Raw genomic sequence first — 15,170 nt, forward strand, 5'->3', positions numbered from 1 at the left:
ATTTCAGACACTCTTACCCCGCAAGCCCGGCGCCCCCGCGCTTGCGGATCGCCACGAGCCCACCCATCAGCTTTGCGCGGGAAAGCTCGTAATGGCTGTCGAAGAAAAGGATCTCCTGGAATTCCTGCGCCAAGGCGCTCACTCCCAGCGGATCGATCGATCGTGCGGCGCCATATTCCTGAATCTCCCGCAACAAAGTTTTGGTCAGCGTGATCTTCTGGAGATCCTCGCCAGGCGGCTGCCAATCAAGGTCCTCGATGAAGAACCATCCCCCCTCGGCGAGCAGAGGAAAAAACTCGAGCAAGGTGATTTGCTGGTCGTAAGATGCGTGGCTTCCGTCATCGATAATCACGTCGAAGGACTGCGGCTCGAGTTTCGCCGCGACCTCGCGCAGCGCTCCCGGCTTAGACTGGTCGCAGACGAAAGATGTGAACCGCGCATTGTTGAGCGCCGAGAAATCGGTCAGGTCAACGCCGACGACATGGGCGTAAGGGAAATAGGACTGCCAGAGGGCGACGGACGGGGTCTCAGTCTGTTTGCCACCGTGAATGCGGCAAAGCCCGATCTCCATCAGGCGCCGAAGCGAAAATCGTCTTGGCGAAAGCAGTTTATCATAGGCTCTCGAATAGAAGTGACGGTTGCCGGTGTGGCGGTTCTTGTCCGTATTGAAGCGGTCTGCGAGGTAGGTCAAACGCGGCAGGCGAACAAACGGGTCGGACAATATGGAAATCAGCGCGTCGTCATCCTTGCGCGCTTCGGGATTGGTGCGGGCGTTCCATAGATGGACGCCGAACACGCGTTCGTCGTTCAGATAGTCCGCCAGTTGCGAAATTGGTTGTTTGAACTGGTCGATCTCCGTCCAGTCGATCGAATTGAAAAAGACCGGGCTGAAGACCGAATCGCGCAGTTCGGCGCCCGCGTCCGAGGCGATATAATCCGACAAGAGCTTGGGCCCGATGTCGCCGAACGCGGTTTCGCGCGAGGCGAAGAAGCGTTCGAGCGACATTTCGTAAAGATTGCGAAGATGTCGGCTGTAGCGCTTGGCGAAGATCACGTTGCCGCAAACGAAATGTTCGTTTTTGCTGCCGCTGCGCCACTGCAAGTTGAAGAAATGCTCGCCGCAAAACGGAAAGGGGCGCAGGAGGATGACGTCCGAGTCCATCCAAAGCCCGCCGTATTCATAGAGGACCGCGTATCGGAACACGTCGCTGAAATATCGGATTCCAGAGCCGACCATAATTTTTTCGAACAAGCTTCGGGGCACAATGTCGTCGGCAGACGACAATTCGACTCCGTGGGGCCGCAGGAATTCGAGCTTTTGCGGCGAATAGCTCCATACTTTGACCGGATGGCCCGCCGCGCGCATGGAGGCGGTCGCGGCGACGAGGCCGTCATGCCTCCCGCCGTCCGACTGGATTTCATAAAAGCAATGGATCTGCGGCAGGGCGGCGCCGTCGTCGGCGTCGAGAAACGAACTTATCCGCTCGTCGAACGCCCGCGACTGCTCCCGCCGGAGTTCTGGCGAGTCGGCGGAGAGGAGGAAAGGGGCAATCGAGAGGAATCTTTCTTCAACGGACGTCGTCGCGGCGCTTATCTCGGCTTTCCGCATCGTTCGATCGCTTTCAGCCTTGTTTGCCTCTATGCAAGGCGCCTGGGGGGGCAGTGTAGTTCGCGAGGGTCTAAAAGAAGCAGCGACAATCTTCTGATTGGCTTGTACAAACCTCTTCCTGATTTCGAGCTTCGATGGTGTTCCCGGATCACGAAACTCGATCGGCTCCGGTTCGCCATAATTAAAGTCCTTAAGCGGCACTTCAAGCCCGAAAGTTTCGACTATTTTGCGAAGTGTCGCGGGCAGATCATCCTTCATCTCTTCGTAGCTGATTGTAAGCGGCGTAATTGCGTTTCGAGCAAAAAAGAGACGCCAAGCTGTGTTGTCAGCCGCGAACATCTCCATATCCCTCGCGATTTGGGCATTGTCGAAGAACTGCGGGTCCGTTACTCGGCTCGACGTGACCGTGCCGTCAAGCCCCCAACGTCCGGTAAGCATCGCAACACGATATGAGATTGCCTGCGCCAGCAGGTCTTCACGGTGAAGATATATGAAGTAAGCGTTTTGAAACAGATCAAGACCTTCAGGATTGTTGAGGTAGCGTTCGAGTTGCCCCTGATGGATCTTGGCTGCGAAAATTCCGTTGACGGTTCGTCGTTTGAGCAGAACCTCTATATATGCTCTGCGGACGGCACTGTCGGTTTCCAGCAGACGGCTGTTGCGAAGCTCGTCGACACCGAGTCGCGGACCAATGACTCTTGCATGCAAGTCATGGAAATATTCGTGGGGAACTCCGATTCCGCTATGGATCATCGCGCGGCATAACCAGAAGCTTCCCGTTCGCCCCGTAGTACAGATCAAGACCTTGCTGCGAGGCTCACAAAGAGGTTGGTCGAAGGCTTCGGAGCTGACGGCCAGTTCAGAAATAGCGGCTCGCTCGACATTCGCTCGGCTTTGTCGTGTTGCTGGCGCTTCGTATTTGGTCGTTCCGCGTTTGTTGGTCCCCGATTTGTCGAGCGCCAATCCTGACGTCGGCAGTGCTAGCTTGCACACCCCGTTGGTTCCCGTTGCCCCAGACGGCAACCGATCGGCATCGGCTAGCAGCATGCCCACGTCTTCTGCCTTAACAGTAGCGATCCACGCCTCACTGTCGTTGACGCCATAGGTGATCATCAGGCGCTTTTCGTCGGGATGCCAGGCAAGCCCGGCGGCAAACTCGACGCCGCGCTTCTGGAAAAAGAACGGCCGGCTCACGCCGCGCAGCTTCATTCCCTCGTCGAACCAGACGAAGCGGTGCCGGTAATGCCGCTGTCCGTCGCGGACGCGGGTCTCGTGCACAAGGGCCAGCCAACCGCCATCGAAGGCGATCAATTGCGAACCGCCGCGGAACTGGTCAGCCAGGATCGGCGGCGTCATCGAGACGACTATTCGCGCCTGATCGTCAATAACGCGAGTCGGATCGCAATCATAGACGAACTCGAGAGCGTCGCCATCGACCCGCGGCATCCAGTTCTTCTCGTGCGTCTGCGGGCTTTCGGGGTGCAGCACCCTCCAGTCGGTGAGTCGGGTCGCGTCGCCCTGCTCGTCGATACGCGCCAAGACCTGCTCGCACCAGCCCTCCTTCGACATCTGTCGAACGCACGCGACGCCCCACAGATCGCCGCGCCATGTGAAGAGCCGCATGTCTTCGAAGCCCAGCACTTTGGGCCAGACCGGTTCTGGCAGATCGACCGGATCGAGGATCTCAGCGGAACGCAAAGTCCGGAGGTCGACATCAAGCCGCAGCAGGAAGTTTCGAGTGTGCGGCGCCGAGCCGTCCTTGGCTACATATCGCCGGTCGTCGCCATCGGGGAACGCTGGATCGATCGTGTAATTGACCGCGCGCTGAACGAGAACGATCTCGTCACCGTTCCTCGCTATCGACGGGTTTGTCGGCAGCCATCCTTCGGGCGGCTTGAAGCCGATGGGCCGCGACGAAAACGACGGCAAGAGTTTTTCGGCCGGCTCAACATAAAAATGGAGGTTGGAAACGGCGAGATCGCGCGTCGCCTGCGGCGCGGCGCGGTCGAGCGCCAAACTGTCGCAGAGCTCGAAACCACGGCGCTTTCGCGCGGGATCGCGCGCATAATTCGCCGCGATCGAAAACTCCTCCCGCAAACCCGTCTGATAAACATTGTCTTCAATGAACAGAATATCTTCGTCGGGTCGCTTGATCGCGAGCCCTTCTTCCGAGAAGAGAATGCTCGCCGCGTTCATGCCCTTTTCGCGGTAGAACCGTGCGAGGTCGTAAAGCGGCTCGGCGCGCTGCGGACGCTGGTTAAACGCGGCAAGCGCCTGACGCAGGAAACCAGCCTCGTCGCCGAGCTTCCTCAGGCAGCGCGCCTCCTGGAGCCGCGCATACCACGCCTCTTCTTCCCAGCGGCCGCTCTCGGCGCGCTTGGCGTAAGCCTTGGCCGCTTCCGCGGTGCGTCCGGCGTCGCGATAGGACTGCGCGAGATAGAATAAATATCGCTGGTTTTCCGGCTCCTGTTTGAGCCCTGCCAGCAACAGCTTGATGTCGCGCTCAAACTTGTCGACGCGGTTGGAGCCCGAGGCGTGGTCCTTATACCAGACTCCGCGCAGTTCCTTCACGCCGCCGGGCACGTCGAGATATTCGTGGGTGACCCCGTGATACCGTGCGCCGAGGTCGCGCCGGACCAGGCGCGTATTCCAGTAGGCGAGTCCGGAATGCGTTCGCTGCAACAGCCGATAGCCCGCCCCTTCCAATGTCGTGCGAAAATCCTTGTCTTCGACAACCAACTCCATGTCTGCGTCGGTTAGCAAGAGATAGTCGTACGTTAGGCTCGACCCGTACGCGCAGTCGAGCGCGGCGTTGCGGGCCTGTTCGAAGTTAACGAAAGGAAAGCTGTGCAACTCCCCCGGAATGTTGCGCTTGGCGAAGAACGACTCGATGAATTCCTGCGAGCCGTCGGTCGACCCGGTGTCACCGATCACCCAACACGAGACGTAGGGCGCGACGGCGCATAGACAGAGCTCGAGATTCGCAATCTCGTTCTTCACAATCATGTTAAGGCAAAGGATTTTCGGGCCTGTCATGAAAGTCTTCCGCGCTGGCTGACCAATTATTCTGGCGCTCTCTCTGTGGGGCAGATCATAGGCGTTCGTGACCACCTATCGTTACAACAGGAGCGGTTATAGGCGAAGTCGCGCCACGGTTCCTCAATCACCTCGCTCGGCATCTTGTTCCTGGCGAGCCAAGCGCGGATGAACTGCCGGGTTCCGTCGGTCGAGCCGGTGTCCTCTATCAGTTCGTAATCGACCAGCGACCGCAGGCTGTCGAGGCAGCTCTCGATGACCGCGGTTTCGTTCTTGACGATCATGCACAGCCCGATCGTGGGAATGTGATCCGCATGTTTCATCAGGCTCAACCACTCATCCAATGTGCGTTTTCTGGTCTGACCTTAGCAGTTTTCGGCGCCGCCGGGATTCCGTTGCGTCCGGAAAGAGCATACATATTGTCGGGTCCGCGGGAAGGGACTTTGCGACCTCCCGAAAGGGGGATGGACGCACATTTGAGGGGCGAAGGCCGCGCGACATAAGCCGCGGCGATGATGGAGCCGGGGTTTCTTGAGCGCCCACGAGCGCCACGATGGCTGGCGCATCCACTTTCGCAATCCTTGCGCGACTGGAACATGCGGTCATTCACTCTTGTATTCCGCCCGCCGGCTTCTAGCCGCAATTATGCACCGCTGTGAGGGATTTCGGGCTTGCGTCGGGTTTGGTTGGCTCTGGCGGGTTTGCCTCGACACGGGTCATTTTCTCCTGTGGCGATGCGGAGATGGGAGCGGTCGAGGCTTGAGGTTGACTGGATAGGGTTGAGGTCGGGGCGCGCCGCCCCGTGGACCATGTGACGAGCCGCGGGATGCGTGTCAGCGCGAGTTTTCAGCACGTCCTGCCCGGGACACGCGGTCGGCAAGTGAACCTTGATCATGGTCTTCATCTCGACGACGCGGGCGGCGATTTTGATCAGGTGCAGGCGCAAAGTATCGAACTGGGCGACGCGCCAGAGCGAGCGTTTGGGCGTTGAGGCGCGCAGGCCCCACATCAGGCAGTACGCCCCGGCATGCAGAAAAAGCCGGAACTGGTTGGCGGTCGCCTTCGAGCACGACGTGCGGTCGGCGGCCAGATGCGTCTTCCAGGATTTGATATGGTTTTCCGCTTGGCCGCGCCGGCAATAGACATCCTGGTAGAGACCGCGGGGGGTGCGCGTTTCCAGATTGGTGACGATGAAGCGCGTGTCGGGGCCGTCCACGCCGACTTCGACGCGCGCGACGATGCGCTCGACGCGGCTCCAACTCCGGGCGGCGTGCAGGAACTCTTTGAAGCGACGGACCTTGCCGTCCTTGAGCGCGGCGTCGAAGCGCTCTTTCGTACTCGCTTCCAGCGTTTTGACATGGGCGCGCAATGTCGGGGTCGGCGCGACGCCGAGAATGTAATCGAGGCCGTTGGCGCGACACCAATCGAGAACCTCGGGACAGCAATAATGGCTGTCGGCGCGAAACAGGATTTGCGTGCGCGGCCAAATGGCGCGCAGCGCGCGCAACAGGCGGCGCAGCAAGGCGCGGATCTCAACGCCCTTCGGGCGTTTGGCGGGGCGCAGAACCGCCGTGATGAAGCGGCCCTCGCCATCGAAAACGACGATCGGCTGGAAGCCGTATTCGTCATAATAGGCGTTGAACAACCGCAACTGCTGGCCGCCATGGACGGCGTCGAACGTGTCGTCGATGTCGAGCACGATGCGTTTGGGAACCTGCTTGAACGAGGCGCAATACAAATCGACCATGGCGCGGCCCATGCGCAGCAAGGCGCGGACGCCTGGCAGGTTCTCCAGCCGCGAGATCGTCGATTGCGAACACAGCTCGCGGTCGGAGGGGGCAAGGTCGTGCGCCATTTTGAAGACCGGATCGCCGCGCAGGCGATTGGCGTCGACGCCGTCCTCGTAGCCGGCGGCGATCATCAACAGGCGGAAACGAATGATGTCGGAAAGACTGTGCGTGATCTGGTCGGGAGCGCGCGGGTCGTCGATGCAAGCGGCCAAACGATCGGCGACGCGCAGCCGCTGCTCTACTTCTCGCAAGGCCAAGACGCCGCCGTCTGACGACTGCAAACCACCATCGAATTTGGCCACAACGGACTTGCCGGCGACGGGTGACAGGCCAGGAAGTGGAAGTGTAGTCCCTTTATGGCGGATGTGGCCTCGCAGAAATGGCGTGGATTGGCTTCGACAACCGAATCCTACGATAGATCATATGCTTGAGCCATATCCGCCAGCCTGCGGTGCATAATTCAGGCTAGTCAGCCCGCCGGCGCCCCGCGGCACCGAAGCTTCTGCCCCGGCGGGGCGGCGCAAACAGCCAAGCCAGCGATAAAAACGCGGCGCCTACAGCTTGGATTCAAACAGTTGCGCATAATATACCTCTTTTGAGGTATATTATGCCTAATAATTTGCTAAATCGTCATCGCATCAAGATGTTATAAAATCATCCCGGATTTGTGAAGCTTCTACGCCTTGACTAAGGCGGAAATGCCGTGATTGGATACCGTCGCCCCACGTGTAAAGGTTTTGTTTAGGGAAGCAAGGTGCGTTTGCATGTTGATGAGGCCATCGTGTTCATGTTCGGCCATCATTGTTTTAAGTGCAGATCCCGCGCCACATTCGACGACGCGTTGGCGGAAGCGTGCGCTTTCGCCTGTTGCCTGCGCGATGGAGAGTCCGCCGGCGGGCGCGTCAGCTTAGGCGGCCTTAACGCGCTTACGCGGTCAAGCCTGCGAAGGCGACGTCGCAAGCCCGGCCCGGACAGGCCGGCCATCGAAACGGCGGGCTGGATGGTTGCGGGCGCCAGCGCGCTGCTTCGTTTGCCGAATATTCGATCGTTATTGAGCCGCCCCCGAGTCTCCGAGGGCGGCCTCATATTCTTGCCGCCAATAGCAAATCGACGTTCCACCGAAAGCAGCAATCAGCTTCTGGTCCCCCAACCACCGCGAAGCCTCGGCTTGGCCGCCCGGCCCGCGGTGTCACGTTTCTGACGGGAGTGTGAAATGAGCTTCCACACCAACAAATCAGACGGTCTGAACCGGATTTCCGCTTCAACGCTTGCGCAGGGCGACCAGTCGAGAGGCAAGGAAATCCTATTTCTCGACCCCGGTGTCCAGGATCGCCAGACGATCCTGCACAATCTCAGGCCAGAGGTCGAAGTCGTCTCGCTCGATGCAGGCCGGCCTGCGATCCAGCAGATCGCCGAGGAAGTGACGGACCGCCGCGGTCTGGCCGCCGTTCATATCATGGCGCATGGCGCGCCGGGGCGGGTATGTTTTGCGTCGGGCGAATGGTCGACCGCGACCCTGCGTCAGGACGCGGAGGATTTGGCTGCTATCGGCAGCGCGCTGCGTCCCGACGGCGAATTGCGGCTGTGGAGCTGCGAGACGGCGCGCGGGGCGACGGGCGAAGCTTTTGTTCTTCGGCTCGCCGAGCTTGCCTGCGTCGAGGTCGCGGCGCCGACGGCCCGCATCGGCGCGGCGGCGCTGGGCGGGACGTGGGAGCTTTCCGGCCGCGAGACGGCGCTCGCTCCGATGACGCCAGCGGGGACGGCTGCGTACGCCGGGCTGCTGCTGGATGGCAAGATCAAGGTCAAGGCCACCGCTTCGCCGGTCGACGGCACCGCGGCTCTGGCGCGCGGGACGTATTTCGTCGCCGCCAACGTCGGCGGCGCGAACAAGGTCGTCGGCCAGTTCTCCTTCCTCCCTGGGTACGGCCTCGACATGTTTGTCGGCGTTTCGGACGTCCGCGATAGCTATCGGGTTCACGCCGGCGAGTCGGGCGTCATCCCCGAGGGCGGCGTCTGCATCCTTGATCCCTCGGGCTCCTACAGCCGGAAAGCGACCGAAATTCTGCTCGGCCGCGACGGCGCGATCGTGCCGGCGAGCCCCGGCGCCCCGGTCCGCATCACTCTCGCTCCAGCGCCGGGCGCTGGCCGCTGAATCCCTTTTGCCTTCGAAGAACCGGCCGGCGCAGTCCGCTGGCCAAACCTCGACACGAACGCGAATTCGGGAGTTTACTATGACCAGCTCGATTGACGCCTCCATTCCCTTCCGCACAGCGGATCCCGCCGAGATCCTGTTCGTCGACGCGACGATCCCCGATCTCTCCACAGTTCTCTCGAACTTGCGCCCCGGCGTCGAGGCGGCGCTGCTCGACGCTGCCCGCCCCGCGGCGCGGCAGATCGCGGCGGCGCTCGCCGGCCGTGAAAGGCTCGAGGCTATCCACATCATGACGCACGGGGCGCCGGGTCGCGTCGCCTTCGCCGCCGGCGAATGGTCCGCCGCGACCCTACGTGATGACGCGGCGGATTTGGCGGCGATCGGCCGGGCCTTGCGCGACGGCGGCGAACTTCGCCTGTGGAGCTGCGAGACGGCGGCCGGGCGGGAAGGCGACGCGCTTGTTTCGGCTTTGGCTGAAGCCTTGCGGATCGATGTGTTCGCCGCGCCCGCGCGTGTCGGAGCGCAAACACTTGGCGGCTCGTGGAAACTTTCGAACGGCAAGGACTCGCGTTTTGCTCGCCCGCCGCTGACAGAGGCCGGCGTTCAGCAATATTCCGGAATTTTAGATATCGAATACGCCGAGATTACGGCCAGTCTGACCGGTCCCACTGCACCGGGTCAAGGTAACTACTACATCCTTTTAGGAACCACTATCGTCGGCGAATTTGTCGTCCCGAACGGATCGAGTTTTACGGGAGATACGTTTAAAATTGTCGTTGTTGTCGATGTTCCCCCCACGACTCTAACAAGTGCATTTGTAATTGATAGTTCCAATGGAACGGACACTACAAGCAGTTTTACTTTCACTACAACGACCGTGCAGAGCGGGGTCGGCCCAACCGGACCCACCGGCGCGACGGGCGCGACCGGCGCAACGGGAGCCACCGGAGCCACGGGCGCGACCGGCGCAACGGGAGCCACCGGAGCCACGGGAGCGACCGGCGCAACGGGCGCAACCGGAGCCACAGGCGCGACGGGCGACACCGGCGCAACTGGAGCCACCGGCGCGACGGGCGACACCGGCGCAACTGGAGCCACGGGCGCGACGGGCGACACCGGAGCCACCGGAGCCACAGGCGCGACGGGCGACACCGGCGCAACTGGAGCCACGGGCGCGACGGGCGACACCGGCGCCACCGGAGCCACCGGCGCGACGGGCGACACCGGCGCAACTGGAGCCACGGGCGCGACGGGCGACACCGGAGCCACCGGAGCCACAGGCGCGACGGGCGACACCGGCGCAACTGGAGCCACAGGCGCGACGGGCGACACCGGCGCAACTGGAGCCACCGGCGCGACGGGCGACACCGGAGCCACCGGAGCCACCGGCGCGACGGGCGACACCGGCGCCACTGGAGCCACAGGCGCAACCGGAGCGACGGGCGACACCGGCGCCACTGGAGCCACAGGCGCAACCGGAGCGACGGGCGACACCGGCGCCACTGGAGCCACAGGCGCGACGGGCGACACCGGAGCCACCGGAGCCACCGGCGCGACGGGCGACACCGGAGCCACCGGAGCCACCGGCGCGACGGGCGACACCGGCGCAACCGGAGCCACGGGCGCGACCGGAGCGACGGGCGACACCGGCGCAACTGGAGCCACCGGCGCGACCGGAGCGACGGGCGACACCGGCGCAACTGGAGCCACCGGCGCGACCGGAGCGACGGGCGACACCGGCGCCACTGGAGCCACAGGCGCAACCGGAGCGACGGGCGACACCGGCGCCACTGGAGCCACAGGCGCGACGGGCGACACCGGAGCCACCGGAGCCACCGGCGCGACGGGCGACACCGGCGCAACCGGAGCCACCGGCGCGACGGGCGACACCGGCGCAACTGGAGCCACGGGCGCGACCGGAGCGACGGGCGACACCGGCGCAACTGGAGCCACCGGCGCGACGGGCGACACCGGAGCCACCGGAGCCACCGGCGCGACGGGCGACACCGGCGCAACCGGAGCCACAGGCGCGACGGGCGACACCGGCGCAACCGGAGCCACCGGAGCCACGGGCGCGACGGGCGACACCGGCGCAACCGGAGCCACCGGCGCGACGGGCGACACCGGAGCCACCGGAGCCACCGGCGCGACGGGCGACACCGGCGCAACCGGAGCCACCGGCGCAACCGGAGCCACCGGCGCGACGGGCGACACCGGCGCAACTGGAGCCACGGGCGCGACCGGAGCGACGGGCGACACCGGCGCCACTGGAGCCACAGGCGCGACGGGCGACACCGGAGCCACCGGAGCCACCGGCGCGACGGGCGACACCGGCGCAACCGGAGCCACCGGCGCAACCGGAGCCACCGGCGCGACGGGCGACACCGGCGCAACTGGAGCCACGGGCGCGACCGGAGCGACGGGCGACACCGGCGCAACTGGAGCCACCGGCGCGACGGGCGACACCGGAGCCACCGGAGCCACCGGCGCGACGGGCGACACCGGCGCCACTGGAGCCACAGGCGCAACCGGAGCGACGGGCGACACCGGCGCCACTGGAGCCACAGGCGCGACGGGCGACACCGGAGCCACCGGAGCCACCGGCGCGACGGGCGACACCGGAGCCACCGGAGCCACCGGCGCGACGGGCGACACCGGCGCAACCGGAGCCACGGGCGCGACCGGAGCGACGGGCGACACCGGCGCAACTGGAGCCACGGGCGCGACCGGAGCGACGGGCGACACCGGCGCAACTGGAGCCACCGGCGCGACCGGAGCGACGGGCGACACCGGCGCCACTGGAGCCACAGGCGCAACCGGAGCGACGGGCGACACCGGCGCCACTGGAGCCACAGGCGCGACGGGCGACACCGGAGCCACCGGAGCCACCGGCGCGACGGGCGACACCGGCGCAACCGGAGCCACCGGCGCGACGGGCGACACCGGCGCAACTGGAGCCACGGGCGCGACCGGAGCGACGGGCGACACCGGCGCAACTGGAGCCACCGGCGCGACGGGCGACACCGGAGCCACCGGAGCCACCGGCGCGACGGGCGACACCGGCGCAACCGGAGCCACAGGCGCGACGGGCGACACCGGCGCAACCGGAGCCACCGGAGCCACGGGCGCGACGGGCGACACCGGCGCAACCGGAGCCACCGGCGCGACGGGCGACACCGGCGCAACTGGAGCCACAGGCGCGACGGGCGACAGCGAGCATCACCATCACCGTCACCATCACCATCACCATCACCACCATGACGGGGGCAATAACGGTGATCACGACTCGCTGTATAGCTCGGTCAACCGGCAATCGGTGTCGGGATCACAGGGAGGCCTCGACCAGACGCAATTCCTGCAAGGCGGCGGGACTTCGTCGGTCACAACCGGCGGAGGCGGCAATTCCGACCCGGCGACCGGCGTGCAGAGCCTGCTCGCCAGCCTCGTCAGTATCGAGCAGACCCTGGTTAACGAGCTGACGGCTTTGAGCAACGCGCTCAGCGGCGTGCTCCGGGCCTTGGGGCAGTCGTCCGGAACGCCGGCGTCGGGGGTGACCCCGCAGACGACGGATCACGTTTCCGGAGCCGGCCTCGGTGTCTCCGGCAGCCTCGACAACAACGGCAACGGGCAGAATAACTCGTTGGGTGGCCACCACCACAACGTCCCTCAGGGCTAAACAGCTCTGACGTCCTCTGTGAGACGGAGCCTTGATGGCTCCGTCTCCGGTAATCCGCTCATCCGCCGGTTGACGGCGGGTGACGCCAGAGTGGCGGTCATGCGCCTTCGACAGTCATGGGGAAGCAATCGTGCTCATTCAGAATATCAGTTCGATGTGGAGCCAGGCAGTCGAAGAGGTCCTCTCACCCTTGCCCAGGCGGGTTGGCGAACAAGCGCGGCGGCTGTTCGTCACCAACGAAAAAGGCGGGGGCACGGCGCGCGCGCCAAATAAGGTCGACTATTATTCGGTCGTGTCGCGTTTCGTCGCCTCTCTCGAACCAAATACGAAAGCACGACGGCGAGCCGTTTACCAGCGGGCGCGCGCCGCACTGATGAACCAGATGAGGGAACATCACGCGTCCTTCACGCCGAAACGTGTGGAGCGTGAGATCGAAGCGCTCGAAATCGCCCTGCGTCAGATCGAATTCGAGGCAACGCTGCGATTTGAGCAAGGCATTTTTGACGGCGTTGCGGAAACAGTGGCCGAAGAGGGGGCCAGTGAGCCGGCACTGATCGTCATTCACGGCAGTTCGCCGAGCGAGGCCGGCGCTGAAGGGGGCGACGAAGCTGGATCCGGCGTCAAGGAACCCCGGCGCCATCCGCGCTTGAGCGCGATGATCGAGGCCGCGCGATATCACGGCGTTGAACTTGATGTGGCTGAATTTCGTGACGGGACCGACGAATCGGCGCCGACCCCGGGAGCGCTCTCCGCCTGGGCGGAGAACGGCGGCCTGTGGTCCCGCGCGGTTCGCATCGGCTGGCGCCATCTGATGAAATTCGGCGATTCCGGTCCCGTCGTGCTGCTGCTGGCCGATGGGAACGCCGCGCTGCTGACCGGCGTCGACGCGGGCAAGAGGACCGTGCGGCTGAAAGAGCCCAACGCGCCAGCCGGAGCCGCGTCGGTCGAGATCGACGAATTGAGATTGTCGCAAGCCTGGGACGGCGACGCGATCCTGTTGCGTGGCCTGCGCGGGCAGGCGTCGACCGACAAATTGTTCAATCTGAGCTGGCTTGCGGATCTCATTCTGCAAGAACGCAAGCCGCTGCGCGATATCGCATTCGCCTCTCTCACCATCAGTCTCCTGACGATCTTTCCGCCGCTCCTGGTGATGACCACGGTCAATCGCGTCCTGCAATTCCATAGCGTTTCGACGCTGGAGCTGCTTTCGGTGGTGATGGTGGTTTTCATCGCTTACGAAGCGTTTCTGGGACATGCGCGGCGATTGATCGTCGCGGTCATCGGGGCGAGGCTGGACGCCAAACTCAACCTGCATGTCTTTAGCCGTCTCCTTCGGTTGCCGCTCGATTATTTCGAGCGCCATCCGGCCGGCCAGACCATGTACCAGATTGCCCAAGTCTATCGCGTGCGCGAGTTCCTGACCGGGCGGCTGCTGATGACGTTTCTCGATCTGGTCACCTTGGCCGTGCTGCTGCCGTTCCTGTTCTATTTGAGCGCCATCCTGGCGTCGATCGTCCTCGTGTGCGCGGGCGCGATCTCGCTAGTCATCTTCGCTTATTTGAAACCGCTCCGGGCGCGCTATCAGCGCGTGACTACCGCGGAGACATTGAAGTCCGCGGCCCTGGGCGAGACGATCGTCGGCATGAAGACGATCAAGGCGCTCGCGCTTGAGCCGCAGCGCCAGGCGCATTGGGACGAGCGGATCGCCGAGGCGGGCAAGGGGCGGCTCGATTTTGCGAGGCTGGTGAACTGGCCGCAAACCTTGGTCACGCCAATCGAGCGTTTCATGGTGCTCGGCACGATGATGTTCGGCGCCTATCTGGCGTTGCACGACACGTCGGGATATATGGTCGGCTCCCTTTTCGCGTTCATGATGTTGAGCGGGCGGGTAGCGCAACCCCTCGTTGGACTCGCGCGCCTCGTCGAAGATTTTGAAGAGGTGGGCGCCGCCATTGGCGAGGCCGGATCGGTCCTGAATCGTCCGCTCGAGACGACCGCAGGGGCGGTCGGCTTGCGCCCGAAATTTTCTGGCGCCATCAGCTTTGAGGACGTCACGTTCAGCTACTCTGGAACCAGGACGCCGGCGCTCGATCGCATCAATTTTTCCATTCCGGCGGGTGCCATGGTCGGCGTTGTCGGGCGAAGCGGTTCGGGAAAATCGACCATCACCCGCCTCTTGCAGGGGATCAATCGGGATTATACTGGGTTCCTGAAAATCGATGGAACGGACGCCCGCGAAATTGACCTTCGCTATCTCCGTCAAAACCTCGGGGTCGTCTTGCAGGATAATTTCCTGTTTCGCGGCTCGGTTCGCGACAACATCATCGCGGGCCGCCCGGGCTTGACTTTGGTTGACGCCGTGCGCGCGGCGCGCCTAGCGGGCGCCGAAGAATTCATCGAGCGTATGCCCAATGGCTACGACACCTACATCGAGGAAGGCTCTCCCAATCTTTCGGGAGGACAGCGGCAGAGGTTAGCTATCGCGCGTGCGATCATTCACGACCCGCGCATTCTCATCCTCGATGAGGCGACAAGCGCTCTCGACCCTGAAAGCGAAGCCGTCGTCACTGCCAATTTGCAGCGTATCGCGCGCGGGCGAACGATGGTCATCGTTTCGCACAGGCTATCGTCGCTAGTGGATTGCGACCTTATCCTGGTTCTCGACGGCGGACAGGTCAAGGACATCGCGCCGCACGCCGCATTGCTGGAGCGCTGTTCGATCTATCAGCAACTCTGGCGGCAGCAGAACCGTCATCTCGATAGTAAAGATCAGCATCATGAAGCGATCAGGCCTCGATTGGCGCCGAGCGTCTAGCCGGGCGCATGCCGGAGAGATTAGGTCCAAACACCAAGTGTCGCGGACACGGCGGATTTCGTGTCTGATGACCGCAGGCGGCCTCGACATGG

5 protein-coding genes and 1 pseudogene are annotated in these 15,170 nt (G+C 63.6%); 3 read left to right on the top strand and 3 right to left on the bottom strand.

Annotated elements, in window-relative coordinates:
• Nucleotides 1–13: 13 nt before the first annotated feature.
• From K2U94_RS05625 to K2U94_RS05635, 3 genes and pseudogenes are all read right to left on the bottom strand, one after another.
• Nucleotides 14–4,645 (bottom strand): Stf0 family sulfotransferase, encoded by a 4,632-nt coding sequence (locus K2U94_RS05625; RefSeq protein ID WP_243066272.1) that lies wholly within the window; start codon nucleotides 4,643–4,645, stop codon nucleotides 14–16.
• A gap of 26 nt (nucleotides 4,646–4,671) precedes the next feature.
• Nucleotides 4,672–4,989 (bottom strand): glycosyltransferase, encoded by a 318-nt coding sequence (locus K2U94_RS05630; protein WP_243066273.1) that lies wholly within the window; start codon nucleotides 4,987–4,989, stop codon nucleotides 4,672–4,674.
• A 469-nt stretch (nucleotides 4,990–5,458) separates the two neighbouring features.
• Nucleotides 5,459–6,800, bottom strand: a pseudogene (locus K2U94_RS05635) (IS1380 family transposase); the annotation flags it as partial.
• 848 nt (nucleotides 6,801–7,648) lie between these two features.
• Between K2U94_RS05635 and K2U94_RS05640 the strand changes: the two are divergent.
• The 3 genes from K2U94_RS05640 (at nucleotide 7,649) to K2U94_RS05650 (ending at nucleotide 15,078) form a co-directional block, all read left to right on the top strand.
• Nucleotides 7,649–8,587, top strand: coding sequence for a DUF4347 domain-containing protein (locus K2U94_RS05640; protein WP_243066274.1), 939 nt, complete (start codon nucleotides 7,649–7,651; stop codon nucleotides 8,585–8,587).
• A gap of 79 nt (nucleotides 8,588–8,666) precedes the next feature.
• Entirely contained in the window at nucleotides 8,667–12,263 is a 3,597-nt protein-coding gene (locus K2U94_RS05645; RefSeq protein ID WP_243066275.1) for a DUF4347 domain-containing protein, read from the top strand.
• 130 nt (nucleotides 12,264–12,393) lie between these two features.
• The gene (locus K2U94_RS05650) at nucleotides 12,394–15,078 is read left to right on the top strand and encodes a peptidase domain-containing ABC transporter (RefSeq protein WP_243066276.1); all 2,685 of its coding nucleotides are present in this window, start codon (nucleotides 12,394–12,396) and stop codon (nucleotides 15,076–15,078) included.
• Nucleotides 15,079–15,170 lie beyond the last annotated feature (92 nt).

Origin of the sequence: Candidatus Rhodoblastus alkanivorans (assembly GCF_022760755.1) — a bacterium.
GTDB lineage: Bacteria > Pseudomonadota > Alphaproteobacteria > Rhizobiales > Beijerinckiaceae > Rhodoblastus > Rhodoblastus alkanivorans.

Excerpts from the sequence above, each read along its gene's own strand:
- K2U94_RS05625 (WP_243066272.1), bottom strand. The coding sequence starts at position 4,645 with ATGACAGGCCCGAAAATCCTTTGCCTTAACATGATTGTGAAGAACGAG.
- K2U94_RS05640 (WP_243066274.1), top strand. The coding sequence starts at position 7,649 with ATGAGCTTCCACACCAACAAATCAGACGGTCTGAACCGGATTTCCGCT.
- K2U94_RS05645 (WP_243066275.1), top strand. The coding sequence starts at position 8,667 with ATGACCAGCTCGATTGACGCCTCCATTCCCTTCCGCACAGCGGATCCC.